Consider the following 16,799-nt stretch of genomic DNA (forward strand, 5'->3'; position numbering starts at 1 on the left):
CTTACTCCTGAATGACGTCCGCCCCTTGCGGAATGTCGAAGCTGAACAGGTGATCATCGACCGGCTCGTTCATCTTCACGTTGAGGAACAGGATATTGGTGCGCTGGCCGATGCTGTCGATCAGCTGCATGTCGTTGAGCACGCGGTTGCGGAACGACAGGCGCAGGCTGTCGAACAGGCTGTCCTTGGCCTTGGGCTTGAGGATGAAGTCGACCACGCTGCCGCCTTCCTTATAGCTGATCTCGAAGTTCTCGCGGATCTGCGACACGTCGCCGGACAGCAGCAGCGCCGGGGTATGGGTCAGGCGCTGGTCGAGAGTCTGGATGGTCACCTGCTCCAGGTCCGGGTCGTACAGCCAGACCTTCTGGCCGTTGGACACCAGCAACTGCTCCATCGGCTCGTCGGTGTGCCAGCGGAACAGCCCTGGACGCTTGAGCACCAGCTGCCCGGCGGTTTCCTGCAGCTGGGTGCCGCTGGCGTCGAGGGTGAGCTGGGAGAAACGGGCACTGATGGTCTGCGCCTGGTTGAGCAGTTCGGTCAGACGCTGGGTGGCCGCCTCTTCGTCGGCCTGGGCGGTCAGCAGGGTGAAACTCAGAGCGGCCAGCATCAGCAGGCGGATAACACGCATATAAACCCCTTGAAGGATGGCGGGACGTCCCCGCCCCGCATTGCTCGGCCGCCGCTGGGGCCGCCGTGGAATCTTGTAGACCGCGAATCCGCCGATTTGTCCGTGGCCGCCGCGCTCAGAGGTTGTGAAGAAATCGTAGCGGGCGAAGGCAGGTCGCGTTTCGCCGGAGCGCAGTAGATTTATTCACAACCTCTCAGTCGCGCGACGGCCCGGGCGCGATCACCTCGCGCGAGCCGTTGGTGTTCATCGAGCTGACCACGCCGGCCATCTCCATCGCCTCGATCATCCGCGCGGCGCGGTTGTAGCCGATCTTCAGCTTGCGCTGCACCGCGGAAATGGAGGCGCGGCGGCTTTCCAGGACGAAGTTGACCGCTTCGTCGTACAGCGGATCTTCCTCGCTGCCCTCGCCGCCTTCGCCACCACCGCCGCCCTCGAAGCCGCTGCCGGCCTCTTCGACGCCGGCGAGGATGTCTTCGATATAGTCCGGCGCGCCCCGCTGCTTCCAGGCCTCGACGACGCGGTGCACCTCGTCGTCGGAGACGAAGGCGCCGTGCACGCGGATCGGCAGGCCGGTGCCGGGCGGCAGATAGAGCATGTCGCCATGGCCGAGCAATTGTTCGGCGCCGCCCTGGTCGAGGATGGTGCGCGAGTCGATCTTGCTCGACACCTGGAAGGCCATGCGGGTGGGGATGTTGGCCTTGATCAGGCCGGTGATCACGTCCACCGAGGGGCGCTGGGTGGCGAGGATCAGGTGGATGCCGGCGGCGCGCGCCTTCTGCGCGATACGGGCGATCAGTTCTTCGACCTTCTTGCCGACGATCATCATCATGTCGGCGAATTCGTCGACCACCACGACTATGGTCGGCAGCGGCTTGAGCTGCGGCGCCTCGTCTTCCATGCTCTCGCGGCGGTACAGCGGGTCGGTCAGCGGCGTGCCGGCCTCGATGGCGTCCTTGATCTTGCGGTTGAAGCCAGCCAGGTTGCGCACGCCCATGGCCGCCATCAGCTTGTAGCGGCGTTCCATTTCGGCGACCGACCAGCGCAGGGCGTTGGCGGCTTCCTTCATGTCGGTGACCACCGGGCAGAGCAGGTGCGGAATGCCCTCGTAGATCGACAGTTCCAGCATCTTCGGGTCGATCATGATCATCCGCGCCTCTTCCGGCGTGGACTTGAACAGGATCGACAGGATCATCGCGTTGACCCCCACCGATTTACCCGAGCCGGTGGTACCGGCCACCAGCAGGTGCGGCATCTTGGCCAGGTCGGTGATCACCGGGCGACCGCCGATGTCGTGGCCCAGGGCCAGGGTCACCGGCGACTTGGCATCGTCGTACTCGGGCGACGACAGCACCTCGGAGAAGCGCACGATCTGCCGGTCTTCGTTGGGAATCTCGATGCCCACGGTGGTCTTGCCGGGGATCACCTCGACCACACGCACGCTGACCATGGCCATCGAACGCGCCAGGTCCTTGGCCAGGTTGGAGATGCGGCTGACCTTCACCCCCGCCGCCGGCTGGATCTCGAAACGGGTGATCACCGGACCGGGATGCACGGATTCGACCACCACCTCGACGCCGAACTCCTTGAGCTTGATCTCCAGCAGGCGCGACATGGCCTCCAGCGACTCAGGCGAGAACTGCTTCTGCTTCTTCTCGGCGACGTCGAGAATGGAAATCGGCGGCAGGCTGCCTTCGATGGCCGTGTCGACGAACAGCGGCGCCTGTTTTTCCTTGAGCACGCGCTTGCTCGGCTCGGCCGCCTTGGGCGGCGCGGGTGGGGTGATCACCGGCGCCGGGCGTTTCTCGCGCTCGCTCATGTGCTTGCTCAGGGATTCTTCGCGCTCGAGCAGGCGCTCCTTGACCTTGGCCTGCTCGCGGCGATCGCTGACCACCGGCGCGGCCACCTCGCTGACCCGCTCGTCCAGCTCGCGCAGCTGCACTTTCATCTGCTTGCGTTCGTTGCGCGCGTTCCACCAGCCGGTGATGGCGCCGTTGATCAACTCGATCAGGTCCAGGGTGATCTTGCCGGTCAGGTCCATCACGCGGAACCAGGACAGGTCGGTGAACACGGTCAGGCCGAACAGGAACAGCGCCAGGAACAGCAAGGTGCTGCCCTGCACGTTCAGCGCGTGCACGGCCAGGTCGCCGAGGCTGGCGCCGAGCATGCCGCCGCCGGAGCCCTGCATGCCGGCCGCGGCCGTGAAATGAATGTCGCCGAGCGCCGCGCCGGACAGAATCAGGAATACCAGGCCGATGCTGTGCCAGGAGAACAGCCAGCCGTTCCAGTGCCAGGGCTGGTTGCGCGTGCGAAACACCTGCCAGGTCTTGATGCCCAGCAGCAGCGGGAAGATGTAGGCGAAATAGCCCAGGGCGCCGAACAGCGCGCTGGACAGCCAGGCGCCGATGCTGCCGCCGGCGTTGAGAATGCGCTCGACCTGCACGCTGTTGTCCCAGGCCGGATCGGCGACGTTATAGGTCAGCAGCGTCATCAGCAGGTACAGGCACAGCGCCGCCAGGGCAATCAATGCGCCCTCCTTCAGTCGATACTGAAGTTTCTGCCGCCAGTCCGGAATCTGCGTGGTGGAATTCTTCAAAACAGCCATTTCCTGCGCCCCTGGCGCGTCCATCTGATGGTTAACCGCAGAACGCGGACATTGTACGGATTTACCCCAGGCCCGTCGCCCACCGGCCAATCGCCAAGCTCCCGCACCCGCCCCGCTTCGGTGTAGCATAGCCGGCAGCAGCTTCCATGCGGCTCAATTGGAGCACGCATTCTCTTTTGTGACAAAGGCTTATGGGGTTTTTTTATGAGCGAAGTCAAGCATTCACGCCTGATTATCCTGGGCTCCGGCCCTGCCGGTTATAGCGCAGCCGTCTACGCCGCTCGCGCCAATCTCAAGCCCGTGGTCATCACCGGCATCCAACCCGGCGGCCAACTCACCACCACCACCGAGGTGGACAACTGGCCGGGCGACGTCGAAGGCCTGACCGGCCCGGCGCTGATGGAGCGCATGCAGAAGCATGCCGAACGCTTCGACACCGAGATCATCTACGACCACATCCATACCGCCGAGTTGCAGAGCCGTCCCTTCGTGCTCAAGGGCGACAGCGGCACCTACAGCTGCGACGCACTGATCATCGCCACCGGCGCCAGCGCCCAGTACCTCGGCCTGCCCTCGGAAGAAGCCTTCTCCGGCAAGGGCGTATCGGCCTGCGCCACCTGCGACGGCTTCTTCTACCGCAACCAGGTGGTGGCGGTGATCGGCGGCGGCAACACCGCCGTGGAAGAGGCGCTGTACCTGTCCAACATCGCCAAGGAAGTGCACCTGGTTCATCGCCGCGACAAGCTGCGCTCGGAGAAGATCCTGCAGGACAAGCTGTTCGACAAGGCCGCCAACGGCAATATCAAGCTGCACTGGAACCACACCCTCGACGAGGTGCTGGGCGACCAGACCGGCGTCACCGGCGTGCGCCTGAAGAGCACCGAGAACGGCGCCACCAAGGAACTGCCGCTGGCCGGCGTGTTCATCGCCATCGGCCACAAGCCCAACACCGAGCTGTTCACCGGCCAGCTGGAGATGCGCGACGGCTACCTGCTGATCAAGGGCGGCAGCGAAGGCAACGCCACCGCCACCAGTATCGACGGCGTATTCGCCGCCGGCGACGTGGCCGACCACGTCTACCGTCAGGCCATCACCTCCGCCGGTGCCGGCTGCATGGCTGCACTGGACGTCGAGAAGTTCCTCGACAGCCATTGATCCACCCGGGCGAGCCGCGTCGCTCGCTCTCTCCCCTGCCCTGCTCCGCCGGACACCCCGCATGCTGACCTGGCTGCAACGCGACTCCCTGGTATTCCCGCCACTGGCCAAGGCCATGCGCGAGCCCAACGGTTTGCTCGCAGCTGGCGGCGACCTCAGCGCCGATCGTCTGATCGGCGCCTACCGCCACGGCTGCTTCCCCTGGTTCCAGGACGGCCAGCCGATTCTCTGGTGGTCGCCCGATCCACGCACCGTGCTGTTTCCCGACGAACTGCATCTCTCCCGCAGCCTGGCCAAGCTGCTGCGCCAGCAGCGTTATCGGGTCAGCTTCGACCGGGATTTCGCCGCGGTGATCCGCGCCTGCGCCGCACCGCGCGATTACGCCGACGGCACCTGGATCACCCCGAGCATGCAGGACGCCTACCTGGAGCTGCACCGCCGCGGCATCGCCCACTCGGTGGAGGTCTGGCAGGGCGAGGAACTGGTCGGCGGCCTCTATGGCCTGGCCATCGGCCAGCTGTTCTTCGGCGAATCCATGTTCAGCCGCGCCGACAACGCCTCCAAGGTGGGGTTCGCCACCCTGGTCGACAAGCTGCGCCAGTGGGGCTTCGTCCTGATCGACTGCCAGATGCCCACCCAGCACCTGCACAGCTTCGGCGCCCGCGCCATCCCACGCGCGGCTTTCGCCGACTACCTGCAGCGCCATCTGGACCTGCCCAACACGGCAAACTGGCTCGCCTAGAGCGCCGCGGGCACCGATCCGTGCGCGAAGCTGCAACGCCGTATGGCCCGACGGACTGTCCGCCGGCGCTGCAAGCGCTCGGCGTTCCGATCCGCCCTACACCCCCGAATCCACTCGCACCACTGGCAGCCTGAGGACCTGTAGCTTGCAGCCGAACTTGGCTTACACTCTTAGGCAAGGCTTTACCGAGACACCGCCATGACCGAGCTGGCCCGCCTGAAGTTCTACGCCACCCAGCCTCATCCGTGCAGCTATCTGCCCGAAGAACAGGCCACCACCCTGTTTCTCGACCCCAGTCAGCCCATGGACGTGCTGGTCTACGCCGAACTCTCGGAAATGGGCTTTCGCCGCAGCGGCGACCACCTCTATCGCCCGCATTGCCAGCAGTGCACCGCCTGCGTTCCGGCGCGCATCCCGGCCTCGGTGTTCACCCCTAATCGCCAGCAGCGGCGTATCCTCAAGCGCAACCAAGACATCAGCGTGCGTCCCGTGCGCCCGGCCTTCACCGAGGAGTACTACGCGCTCTACGTGCGCTACATCGAGCAGCGCCACGCCGATGGTGACATGTATCCGCCGAGTCGCGACCAGTTCTCCACCTTCCTGGTGCGCGACCTGCCGTTTTCGCGTTTCTACGAATTCCGTCTGCGCGGTCGCCTGGTAGCCATAGCTGTGACCGACCTGCTGCCCAACGGGCTGTCAGCGGTCTACACCTTCTACGACCCGAGCGAAGAGCGCCGCAGCCTCGGCCGCTTCGCCATCCTCTGGCAGATCGGCGAAACCGCGCGCCTGGGACTGCAGGCCGTCTATCTCGGCTACTGGATCAAGAACTGCCGCAAGATGAACTACAAGACCCAGTACCGCCCCATCGAGCTGTTCGTCAATCAGCGCTGGACCCTCCTGACCTAGAGCCTCGCGCGCACCATCGAGCAAGCTCTCCCCGCCAAGCCCCTTGGCGCAGCCTCCTGTTTTCGGGCACAATGCACGCCGCTTTTGCCTGGCGCCAGTTGCACCGGGCCATTTCCTGGATACCGAGGGCTTTACTGCATGTCGAAAGAAGACAGCTTCGAAATGGAAGGCACTGTCGTCGACACCCTGCCCAACACCATGTTCCGCGTGGAGTTGGAAAACGGGCACGTCGTTACCGCGCACATCTCCGGCAAGATGCGCAAGAATTACATCCGCATTCTCACTGGTGACAAGGTGCGCGTCGAGCTGACACCTTATGACTTGAGCAAGGGCCGCATCACCTACCGCGCCCGTTAAGCCAAGCACCAAACGAAAACGCCCGGCATATGCCGGGCGTTTTCGTTCGTCTTTCCAGCCGATCAGGCGACTTCTGCCGCCGTCTCGTACTCGAAGCTCGGCTCGCCATCCTTGATGTCGATGTGCACCACACCGCCATGCTCGGCCAGCTCGCCGAAGAGGATTTCCTCCGCCAACGGACGCTTGATCTTGTCCTGGATCAGGCGCGCCATCGGCCTGGCGCCCATCATGACGTCGTAACCGCGCTCGGCCAGCCAGCCGCGCGCCGCATCGCTGACCTCCAGGGTGACGCGCTTGTCCTCCAGCTGCGCCTGCAGTTCGGTGAGGAACTTGTCGACGATGCTCTTGATCGTCTCGTGGCTCAGGCGGCCGAACTGGATGATGGTGTCCAGGCGGTTGCGGAACTCCGGAGTGAAGCTCTTCTTGATCACTTCCATGGCATCGGTGGAGTGATCCTGCTGGGTGAAGCCGATCGACGCCCGCGCCGCAGTTTCCGCCCCGGCGTTGGTGGTCATGATCAGGATCACATTGCGGAAATCCGCCTTGCGCCCGTTGTTGTCGGTCAGGGTGCCGTGATCCATCACCTGCAGCAGCAGATTGAAGACTTCCGGATGGGCCTTCTCGATCTCGTCGAGCAGCAGCACGCAATGCGGCTGCTTGGTGATCGCCTCGGTCAACAGACCGCCCTGGTCGAAACCGACGTAACCGGGCGGCGCGCCGATCAGCCGCGACACGGTATGCCGTTCCATGTACTCGGACATGTCGAAGCGCACCAGCTCGATGCCCATGGCCTTGGCCAACTGCCGGGCGGCCTCGGTCTTGCCCACCCCGGTGGGGCCGGCGAAGAGGAAGGAGCCGACCGGCTTGTCCGGTGCCTTGAGCCCGGCGCGCGACAGCTTGATCGCCGTGGCCAGCGAGTCGATGGCGGCATCCTGGCCGAATACGGTGAGTTTGAGGTCGCGCTCCAGGTTGCGCAGCAGCTCCTTGTCCGAGCTGGATACGTGCTTGGGCGGAATCCGCGCGATCTTGGCGACTATGTCCTCGACCTGGGCGACCTCGATGCGCGGCACGCGCTTGTCTTCCGGCTGCAGGCGCTGATAGGCGCCGGCCTCGTCGATCACGTCGATGGCCTTGTCCGGCATATGGCGGTCGTTGATGTAGCGCGCGGCCAGCTCGGCCGCCGCACGCAGGGCCTCGTCGCTGTACTCGATATGGTGATGCTGCTCGAAACGTGCCTTGAGCCCCTTGAGGATGCCGTAGGTGTCGTCGACCGACGGCTCGACCACGTCGACCTTCTGGAAGCGCCGAGCCAGGGCGCGATCCTTCTCGAAGATGCCGCGAAATTCCTGAAAGGTGGTGGAGCCGATGCAGCGAATCTCGCCAGAGGACAGCATCGGCTTGAGCAGGTTGGAGGCATCCATCACCCCGCCGGACGCCGCACCGGCACCGATGATGGTGTGGATCTCGTCGATGAACAGGATGGCGTGCGGGCGCTTGCGCAGCTCGTTGAGCAGCGCCTTGAAGCGCTTCTCGAAATCGCCGCGGTACTTGGTACCGGCCAGCAGCGCGCCGAGATCCAGGGAATAGACCACGCTGTCGGCCAGCAGATCGGGTACCTGCTCGTCGACGATGCGCTTGGCCAGGCCCTCGGCGATGGCGGTCTTGCCGACGCCAGCCTCGCCGACCAGCAGCGGGTTGTTCTTGCGCCGCCGGGCGAGGATCTGCGCCACGCGCCCGACCTCGTGCTCGCGACCGACCAACGGGTCGATGCGCCCCTGACGCGCCAGTTCGTTGAGGTTGCTGGCGTAGGCGTCCAGCGGATTGCCGGAGGCCGAGGCCTCGCCACCCTCTTCGTCCTGCATCTCCTGGTCGTTCTCGTGATGATCGCCGTGCCCCGGCACCTTGGAGATGCCGTGGGCGATGTAGTTGACCACGTCGATACGCGCCACGCTCTGCTGCTTGAGCAGGAACACGGCCTGGCTTTCCTGTTCGCTGAAGATCGCCACCAGCACGTTGGCGCCGGTGACTTCGCGCTTGCCCGAACTCTGCACATGGAACACCGCGCGCTGCAGCACGCGCTGGAAGCCCAAAGTTGGCTGGGTTTCGCGCTCTTCGTCGTGCTGGGGAATCAACGGCGTGGTGGAGTCGATGAACTCCTGCAAATCATGGCGCAGCTTGTCGAGATTGGCTCCACAGGCGCGCAACACGCTGGCCGCCGCCTCGTTATCCAGCAAGGCCAGCAGCAGGTGCTCGACCGTCATGAACTCATGACGCTTGGCGCGCGCCTCCTTGAAAGCCAGATTGAGGGTGACTTCGAGCTCTCGATTCAACATAGCTTCACCTCATACCCAAGTGGCCGGCATTAACCGTCCTTCTCGATCTCACAGAGTAGCGGATGCTGGCTTTCCCTAGCGTACTGATTGACCTGCATGGCCTTGGTCTCCGCGATATCACGGGTGAACACGCCGCATACCGCCCGCCCCTCTGTATGGACGGTCAGCATGATCTTGGTCGCCAGCTCCCGGTTCATGCCGAAAAACACTTCGAGCACTTCGACGACAAAATCCATCGGGGTGTAGTCGTCATTGAATAAGACCACCTTGTACATCGGTGGTGCCTGTAATGCTGGCTTGGACTCCTGAACAGCAACGCCGGAGGAATCGTCCTCATGCTCTGCCGGGTGATCCTGATTGAATGTTAGTCGAATCTGGCTACTTGCATGCATGCTGAAATCAGAGGTTCAGGGCCGGACGAACAGGGATGCTAGAGGGAGTTTGACTGACTTCTCAGCCGTCCGCCGCATAGCCTTGACTATCGGCAAAAGGGTGTTACAAACAATAAATACCCATTAGTGGGTATCAGGGGTTCCGCGCCCTCGCCCAGCCTGGTTGGTTTTCGCGCGGAATCGAAGTGGATGATACTCCAGAGATGGAGTCCTTTGCAGAGGGATATCAGCATGCTCAGCGGTAAGGTCAAGTGGTTCAACAACGCCAAAGGCTATGGATTCATCCTGGCCGACGGCCGAGATGAGGACCTGTTCGCCCACTACTCGGCCATCCAGATGGAAGGTTACAAAACACTCAAGGCCGGCCAGCCGGTCCGCTTCGAGATCGTGCAGGGCCCGAAAGGACTGCACGCCGTCAATATCAGTGCCGCCGCCCAGGACGCCCCTGCGGCAGTACCCCAGGCGCAGAGTACCGCTAGCACTGTCGAAGTCTGAGTACCCTGGCAAATCGCCACGAAAAAGGCCGGTCAATTGACCGGCCTTTCTTTGTGCCACAACCCGCCGTTACATGTGCGCGATCATCGCGTCACCGAACTCCGAGCAGGACAGCAGGATCGCCCCTTCCATCAGGCGCTCGAAATCGTAGGTCACGGTCTTGGCGGCGATGGCGCCGTTGGTGCCCTTGATGATCAGGTCGGCCGCCTCGACCCAGCCCATATGCCGCAGCATCATCTCGGCGGAGAGGATCACCGAGCCCGGATTGACCTTGTCCTGGCCGGCGTACTTCGGCGCGGTGCCGTGAGTCGCCTCGAACATGGCCACCGAGTCGGACAGGTTGGCGCCCGGCGCGATGCCGATGCCGCCGACCTCCGCCGCCAGGGCGTCGGACAGGTAGTCGCCATTGAGGTTGAGCGTGGCGATCACGTCGTACTCGGCCGGACGCAGCAGGATCTGCTGCAGCATGGCGTCGGCGATCACGTCCTTGACCACTATGTTCTTGCCGGTGCGCGGGTTCTTGAACTGCATCCACGGGCCGCCATCGAGCAGCTCGGCGCCGAATTCGTCGCGGGCGATCTCATAGCCCCACTCCTTGAACGCACCCTCGGTGAATTTCATGATATTGCCCTTGTGCACCAGGGTTACCGAGCTGCGGTCGTTGTCGACGGCGTACTGCAGCGCCTTGCGCACCAGACGCTTGGTGCCCGCCTCGGAAACCGGCTTGATGCCGATGCCACACATGTCGGTGAAGCGGATCTTCTTGACGCCCATTTCCTCGGTGAGGAACTTGATGACCTTCTCGGCCTCGGGGCTGCCGGCCTTCCATTCGACGCCGGCATAGATGTCCTCGGAGTTCTCGCGGAAGATCACCATGTCCACGTCACCGGGCTTCTTCACCGGGCTGGGCACGCCTTCGAACCAGCGCACTGGACGCTGGCAGACGTACAGATCGAGTTCCTGACGCAGGGCCACGTTGAGCGAGCGGATGCCGCCACCCACCGGCGTGGTCAGCGGGCCCTTGATCGACACCACGTAGTCGCGCACCGCTTCGAGGGTTTCCTTGGGCAGCCAGGTGTCCTGATCGTAGACCTGGGTAGCTTTCTCGCCGGCGTAGACCTCCATCCAGGAGATCTTGCGCGCACCGCCATAGGCTTTCGCGACAGCGGCGTCGACCACCTTGATCATCACCGGGGAAATATCCACGCCGATACCATCACCCTCGATGAAGGGGATGATCGGGTTGTTCGGCACATTGAGCGACATGTCGGCATTGACGGTGATTTTGTCACCGCTGGCTGGCACCTGGATCTTTTGGTATCCCATGCTGGACTCCATCTTGTGGTTAGAACTGTGCGCAATCCCCCGAGAGTAGCGCAGTTGAATCGGGTGGAACCACATGTTCGTTGGTCTTATACAACTGGGCATTCTGCGACGCGGCGTCGCAGTGATATACTGCTTAGGTGACTAACGAGTCATAAGGGGCGCCCGTCCCGAACCGGACGGCAACCTCTTGAAACCGGCCAGTGGCTATCACCGCTGGCTGGCTCGAAATGCTCGACACTCTACTGGTGCATCCAACATCACCGCGGCGAGTCCTCGACTCCAGCCCGATCAATGACCGGGTTCAGGCGCCTACCCGCGCACGTCGAGTTTCTGTGCACGCTCAGCAAAGAAGAGAGTTAACTCTAAATGTCCACCCCTTCGAAGATCATCTACACCTTCACCGACGAAGCTCCAGCCCTCGCCACCTATTCGCTTCTGCCCATTGTAGAAGCTTTCGCCGCATCGGCTGACATCTCCGTCGAAACTCGCGACATCTCTCTTGCTGGACGGATCCTGGCAAGCTTTGCCGACCAACTGGGCGCCGACAAGCGCATCGAGGACGACCTCGCCAAGCTGGCCGAACTGGCCACCCAGCCCGAAGCCAATATCATCAAACTGCCCAACATCAGCGCCTCGGTGCCGCAACTCAAGGGCGCCATCGCCGAGCTGCAGGCCCAGGGCTACGCCCTGCCCGACTACCCGGAAGACCCGCAGAGCGACGCCGAGAAGGAAGTCCGTGCCCGTTACGCCAAGGTACTCGGCAGTGCGGTGAACCCGGTGCTGCGCGAAGGCAACTCCGACCGCCGCGCCCCGGCCGCGGTCAAGGCCTATGCCCGCAAGCACCCGCACAGCATGGGCAAGTGGAGCATGGCGTCGCAGTCCCACGCCGACTACATGCGCGGCGGCGACTTCTTCTCCAGCGAGCAGTCGATCACCATGGCCAAGGCCGGTGACGTGCGCATCGAGTTCGTCGGCAAGGACGGCAAGGTCGAGGTCAAGAAGCAGCTCGCCCTGCAGGAAGGCGAAGTGTTCGACAGCATGTTCATGAGCTGCCGCAAGCTGCGCGACTTCTTCGAGAAGACCCTGCAGGACTGCAAGGAAACCGGCGTGATGTGGTCCCTGCACGTCAAGGCGACCATGATGAAGGTCTCCCACCCGATCGTCTTCGGCCACGCCGTCAGCGTTTACTACAAGGACGTGTTCGATAAGTACGGCGAGCTGTTCAAGGAGCTGGGCGTCAACCCGAACAACGGCATCAGCAGCGTCTACGACAAGATCAAGGCCCTGCCCGCCTCGCAGCAGGAAGAGATCCTGCACGACATCCACGAGGTCTACGCCCATCGCCCGGAAATGGCCATGGTCGACTCGGTCAAGGGCATCACCAACCTGCACATCCCGAGCGACGTCATCGTCGACGCCTCGATGCCGGCGATGATCCGCAACTCCGGCCAGATGTGGGGCAAGGACGGCAAGCAGAAAGACACCAAGGCCGTCATGCCTGAGAGCACCTACGCGCGCATCTATCAGGAAATGATCAACTTCTGCAAAACCAACGGTGCGTTCGACCCGACCACCATGGGCAGCGTGCCGAACGTCGGCCTGATGGCGCAGAAGGCCGAGGAATACGGCTCCCACGACAAGACCTTCGAAATGACCGCCGACGGCACCATGCGCGTCGTCGCTGCCGACGGCACCGTGCTGATGCAGCACCAGGTCGAAGCCGGCGACATCTGGCGCGCCTGCCAGACCAAGGACGCGCCAATCCGCGACTGGGTCAAACTGGCCGTCACCCGCGCCCGTCAGTCCAACACCCCGGCCATCTTCTGGCTGGACCCGGAGCGCGCGCACGACCGCGAGCTGCAGAAGAAGGTCGAGCTGTACCTGAAGGACCACGACCTGACTGGCCTGGACATCCGCATGATGGGCTACAACGAAGCCATCCGCGTGTCCATGGAGCGCATGATCCGCGGCCTGGACACCATCTCGGTGACCGGCAACGTGCTGCGCGACTACCTGACCGACCTGTTCCCGATCATGGAGCTGGGCACCTCGGCCAAGATGCTGTCCATCGTGCCACTGATGGCCGGCGGCGGCATGTACGAAACCGGTGCCGGCGGTTCGGCGCCCAAGCACGTGCAACAGCTGGTCGAAGAGAACTACCTGCGCTGGGATTCCCTCGGCGAGTTCCTGGCCCTGGCCGTCTCCCTGGAAGAAACCGGGATCAAGACCGACAACCTCAAGGCCAAGATCCTCGGCAAGACCCTGGACGAAGCCACCGGCAAACTGCTGGACAACAACAAGTCCCCGGCGCGCAAGGTCGGCGAGCTGGACAACCGTGGCAGCCACTTCTATCTGGCGCTGTACTGGGCCCAGGCCCTGGCCGCGCAGAACGAAGACGCCGAGCTGAAGGCACGCTTCACCCTGCTGGCCAAGACCCTGACCGAGCAGGAAGCGACCATCGTCGCCGAACTGGCCGCCGTCCAGGGCAAACCGGTGGACATCGGTGGCTACTACCGCTCCAACCCCGAGCTGACCAGCCAGGTGATGCGCCCCAGCGCCACCTTCAACGCCGCTCTGGCCGCGCTGAACGCCTGATAAGGGCTCGGCAACACCGAGAACCCCGGCCATAGTGCCGGGGTTCTTTTTTGCATAGAGATCACTGGAGAAGCAGAAATGGAGTGGCAGCCCCATATCACCGTGGCCACGGTCATCGAGGACCAGGGCCGCTTCCTGTTCGTCGAGGAGTTCAAGGCTGGCCGCCTGGTGCTCAACCAGCCCGCCGGGCACCTGGAGGCCAATGAATCGCTGCGCCAGGCCGCGCTGCGCGAAACCCTCGAAGAAACCGGCTGGGAGGTGGCGCTGAGCGGCCTGCTCGGCATCTACCTCTATACCGCGCCGAGCAATGCCGTGACCTACCAACGGGTGTGCTTTATCGCCCACCCGCTGCGCCACGATCCGGCCCGCGCACTGGACAGCGACATCCACGGCATCGCCTGGTTGAGCCGCGACGAACTGGCCGCGCAACCCGAGCGCTGGCGCAGCGAACTGGTGCTGCGCTGCGTGGACGATTACCTGGCGGGCATCCGCGGGTCGCTGGAGCTGGTGCGCGATTGAAACAATAGCCCGCGCTTGGCGTACTGCTTCGCGAGTACGCCCTACACGTCGGGTGCAGTCTTTCTGGTAGACTCGCCAGTTTTTCAGGCTTCACTCGCAGACTCCCATGCAAGCACCTAGCACCCAACGCGTGATCGTCGGCATGTCCGGCGGCGTCGACTCGTCCGTTTCCGCCCTGCTGCTGCTGGAACAGGGTTATCAGGTCGAAGGCCTGTTCATGAAGAACTGGGACGAAGACGACGGCACCGAATACTGCACCGCCATGGACGACCTGGCCGACGCCCAGGCCGTGTGCGAGCGCATCGGCATCAAGCTGCACACCGCCAACTTCGCCGCGGAATACTGGGACAACGTGTTCGAGCACTTCCTGGCCGAATACCAGGCTGGGCGCACGCCGAACCCGGACATCCTGTGCAACCGCGAGATCAAGTTCAAAGCCTTCCTCGACTACGCCCTCTCGCTCGGCGCCGACCTGATCGCCACCGGCCACTATGTGCGCCGCCGCGACGTCGACGGCCGCACCGAGCTGCTCAAGGGCCTGGATCCGAACAAGGACCAGAGCTACTTCCTGCATGCCGTCGGCGGCGAGCAGATCGCCAAGACCCTGTTCCCGGTCGGCGAGCTGGAAAAGCCGCAGGTGCGCGCCATCGCCGAGAAATACGAGTTGGCCACGGCGAAGAAGAAGGATTCCACCGGCATCTGCTTTATCGGCGAGCGCCGCTTCAGCGATTTCCTCAAGCAGTACCTGCCGGCCCAGCCGGGTGATATCGAGACCACCGAGGGCCAGGTCATCGGCCGCCATCATGGCCTGATGTACCACACCATCGGTCAGCGCCAGGGCCTCGGTATCGGCGGCCTCAAGGACGCCGGCGACGATCCCTGGTACGTGCTGAAGAAGGACCTGACGCGCAACGTGCTGATCGTCGGCCAGGGCAACGAACACCCCTGGCTGTTCTCCCGCGCCCTGCTCGCCTCGGATATCTACTGGGTCAACCCGGTGGACCTGAGCAGCCCGCGCCGCCTGAGCGCCAAGGTGCGCTACCGCCAGGGCGACCAGGCCTGCACCCTGGAGCAGACCGCAAGCGGCTACCGCGCCGTGTTCGACGAGCCGCAGCGCGCCGTGACGCCCGGCCAGTCCGTGGTGTTCTACGACGGCGAGGTGTGCCTCGGTGGCGGCGTGATCGAGACCGCCGAGCCCTGGTACGAGGACGCCCGATGAACCCGACGCAGGAACAACTGGTCGCCCTCGGCGCCGTGTTCGAGGCCGCCGTGCTGGCCGACAAGATCGCCCGCACCGGCCAGGTCAGCGAGGCGTCGATGAGCTGCATGCTCGGCAGCCTGCTGGTGCGCGACCCGAAGAGTACGCTCGACGTCTACGGTGGCGACGACCTCAACTTGCGCGACGGTTATCGCGCGCTGGTCAGCTCTCTGGAGCGCAACCCCGCGGCGCTGCAGCGCGAGCCGCTGCGCTACGCCCTGGCCCTGCTCGGCCTGGAACGCCAGCTGGACAAGCGTGGCGACATGTTGCAGGTGATGGGCAGCCGCCTGGATCAGATCCAGCAGCAGGTCGAGCACTTCGGCCTGGTCCACGACAACGTCATCGCCGCCTGCGGCGGGCTGTACCAGGACACCATCAGCACCTTCCGCCAGCGCATCCAGGTGCACGGCGACATGCGTTTTCTGCAGCAGCCGAGCAACGCGGCGAAGATCCGCGCCCTGCTGCTCGCCGGCATCCGTTCGGCGCGGCTGTGGCGCCAGCTCGGCGGTCACCGCTGGCAGCTGGTGTTCAGCCGCGGCAAGCTGCTCAAGGAACTCTACCAACTGATGCGCAGCTGACCGCCATGGGCGCGCCGAGCCGCAGCGTCAAGCCGCTGCAGGGCGCCCTGCTGCTGGCCCTGTCCGCCCTGCTGTTCGCCCTTACCGGCGTCGGCATTCGGGAAATCTCGGCCAGCGTCAACAATGAGTCAGTGGTGTTCTTCCGCAACCTGGTCGGCGTGCTGTTCTTCCTGCCGCTGCTGCTGGTGCGCGGGGTACGCCCGCTGCGCACGACACGGCTGAAATCGCACCTGTGGCGCACCACCTACGGCCTGGCGGCGATGTACTGCTTCTTCTACGCCATCGCCCACCTGCCGCTGGCCGACGCCATGCTGTTCACCTACTCGGCGCCGGTGTTCACCCCGCTGATCGCCCACTTCTGGCTCAAGGAGCCGCTGACCCGGCGCATGCTGCTCACCAGCCTGATCGGCCTGCTCGGCGTGCTGCTGGTGGCCAAGCCCAGCGCCGCGCTGTTCGAGGGCCCGGCGCTGATCGGCCTGGCCGCCAGCCTGCTGGCCGCCTTCGCCTTCGTCTCCATCCGCGAGATGAGCGACAGCGAGCCGGCGACGCGCATCGTCTTCTACTTCTCGCTGTTCAGTGCGCTGTTCTCCGCCATTCCGCTGAGCTGGAGCTGGCAGCCGCTCGCCGCCAACCAGCTCGGCTGGCTGCTGGGCATCGGCCTGCTGGCCACCGCCAGCCAGATCATCATGTCGCGCGCCTACGGCCTGGCGCCGCCGGGGCTGATCGGCCCGATCGCCTACCTGGCCATCGTCTTCGCCGGGCTGATCGCCTGGCTGCTGTGGGGCGAGATGCCCGATCGCCTGTCGCTGCTCGGCGCCGCACTGATCTTCGCCGCCAGCCTGCTGTCGGTCGCCCGGCGCAACGCATAGGCGGTCAGCCGGACGTTTTCATGTATGATATGCGCCCTTTTCGT

15 protein-coding genes are annotated in these 16,799 nt (G+C 64.1%); 10 read left to right on the top strand and 5 right to left on the bottom strand.

Translation table 11 applies throughout. The features are described 5' to 3' along the window. Position 1: 1 nt before the first annotated feature. Positions 2-628, bottom strand: coding sequence for an outer membrane lipoprotein chaperone LolA (gene lolA / locus ACIGFL_RS10395; RefSeq protein WP_397497121.1), 627 nt, complete (start codon positions 626-628; stop codon positions 2-4). Positions 629-821: 193 nt separating this feature from the next. Then, complete coding sequence (gene ftsK, locus ACIGFL_RS10400) at positions 822-3,230, bottom strand: DNA translocase FtsK (RefSeq protein WP_397497122.1); 2,409 nt, start codon at positions 3,228-3,230, stop codon at positions 822-824. Between the two features lie 204 nt (positions 3,231-3,434). Here ftsK and trxB point away from each other — a divergent pair, with 204 nt between their 5' ends. The 4 genes from trxB to infA all read left to right on the top strand — a co-directional run bounded on the left by trxB (position 3,435) and on the right by infA (position 6,390). Continuing rightward, entirely contained in the window at positions 3,435-4,385 is a 951-nt protein-coding gene (gene trxB / locus ACIGFL_RS10405) for a thioredoxin-disulfide reductase (protein WP_122107819.1), read from the top strand. Positions 4,386-4,446: 61 nt separating this feature from the next. Then, complete coding sequence (gene aat, locus ACIGFL_RS10410; protein ID WP_397497123.1) at positions 4,447-5,127, top strand: leucyl/phenylalanyl-tRNA--protein transferase; 681 nt, start codon at positions 4,447-4,449, stop codon at positions 5,125-5,127. A 198-nt stretch (positions 5,128-5,325) separates the two neighbouring features. Beyond that, the gene (locus ACIGFL_RS10415) at positions 5,326-6,033 is read left to right on the top strand and encodes an arginyltransferase (RefSeq protein WP_122107817.1); all 708 of its coding nucleotides are present in this window, start codon (positions 5,326-5,328) and stop codon (positions 6,031-6,033) included. 138 nt (positions 6,034-6,171) lie between these two features. Continuing rightward, complete coding sequence (gene infA / locus ACIGFL_RS10420) at positions 6,172-6,390, top strand: translation initiation factor IF-1 (protein ID WP_002553999.1); 219 nt, start codon at positions 6,172-6,174, stop codon at positions 6,388-6,390. Between the two features lie 62 nt (positions 6,391-6,452). On the opposite strand, the gene clpA is transcribed toward infA, so the two are convergent. Together clpA and clpS are read right to left on the bottom strand one after the other, a co-directional pair. Then, a complete protein-coding gene (gene clpA, locus ACIGFL_RS10425; protein ID WP_397497124.1) occupies positions 6,453-8,723 on the bottom strand; it encodes an ATP-dependent Clp protease ATP-binding subunit ClpA in 2,271 nt (756 codons plus the stop codon). Between the two features lie 29 nt (positions 8,724-8,752). Continuing rightward, the gene (clpS, locus tag ACIGFL_RS10430; RefSeq protein WP_031303861.1) at positions 8,753-9,115 is read right to left on the bottom strand and encodes an ATP-dependent Clp protease adapter ClpS; all 363 of its coding nucleotides are present in this window, start codon (positions 9,113-9,115) and stop codon (positions 8,753-8,755) included. A gap of 231 nt (positions 9,116-9,346) precedes the next feature. Here clpS and cspD point away from each other — a divergent pair, with 231 nt between their 5' ends. Continuing rightward, on the top strand, positions 9,347-9,610 hold the full coding sequence (cspD, locus tag ACIGFL_RS10435; RefSeq protein ID WP_031303859.1) for a cold shock domain-containing protein CspD: 264 nt from the start codon (positions 9,347-9,349) through the stop codon (positions 9,608-9,610). 69 nt (positions 9,611-9,679) lie between these two features. On the opposite strand, the gene icd is transcribed toward cspD, so the two are convergent. Then, entirely contained in the window at positions 9,680-10,936 is a 1,257-nt protein-coding gene (gene icd / locus ACIGFL_RS10440) for an NADP-dependent isocitrate dehydrogenase (RefSeq protein ID WP_397497125.1), read from the bottom strand. Between the two features lie 366 nt (positions 10,937-11,302). On the opposite strand from icd, the gene ACIGFL_RS10445 reads away from it, so the two are divergent. From ACIGFL_RS10445 to ACIGFL_RS10465, 5 genes are all read left to right on the top strand, one after another. Next, positions 11,303-13,531 (top strand): NADP-dependent isocitrate dehydrogenase, encoded by a 2,229-nt coding sequence (locus tag ACIGFL_RS10445; RefSeq protein WP_397497126.1) that lies wholly within the window; start codon positions 11,303-11,305, stop codon positions 13,529-13,531. A 78-nt stretch (positions 13,532-13,609) separates the two neighbouring features. Next, positions 13,610-14,050, top strand: coding sequence for an NUDIX hydrolase (locus tag ACIGFL_RS10450; RefSeq protein ID WP_122107813.1), 441 nt, complete (start codon positions 13,610-13,612; stop codon positions 14,048-14,050). Positions 14,051-14,156: 106 nt separating this feature from the next. Then, positions 14,157-15,269, top strand: coding sequence for a tRNA 2-thiouridine(34) synthase MnmA (gene mnmA, locus ACIGFL_RS10455; protein ID WP_397497127.1), 1,113 nt, complete (start codon positions 14,157-14,159; stop codon positions 15,267-15,269). After that, on the top strand, positions 15,266-15,886 hold the full coding sequence (gene hflD / locus ACIGFL_RS10460) for a high frequency lysogenization protein HflD (RefSeq protein WP_021445852.1): 621 nt from the start codon (positions 15,266-15,268) through the stop codon (positions 15,884-15,886). Before mnmA ends, hflD begins: the two co-directional genes overlap by 4 nt. Before the next feature lie 5 nt (positions 15,887-15,891). After that, positions 15,892-16,755 carry a DMT family transporter gene (locus ACIGFL_RS10465; RefSeq protein ID WP_397497128.1) on the top strand — a complete coding sequence of 288 codons (864 nt, stop codon included), beginning with the start codon at positions 15,892-15,894 and terminating at the stop codon, positions 16,753-16,755. Positions 16,756-16,799 lie beyond the last annotated feature (44 nt).

Source organism: Pseudomonas sp. NPDC077649, assembly GCF_044542855.1.
Classification (GTDB): Bacteria; Pseudomonadota; Gammaproteobacteria; order Pseudomonadales; family Pseudomonadaceae; genus Aquipseudomonas.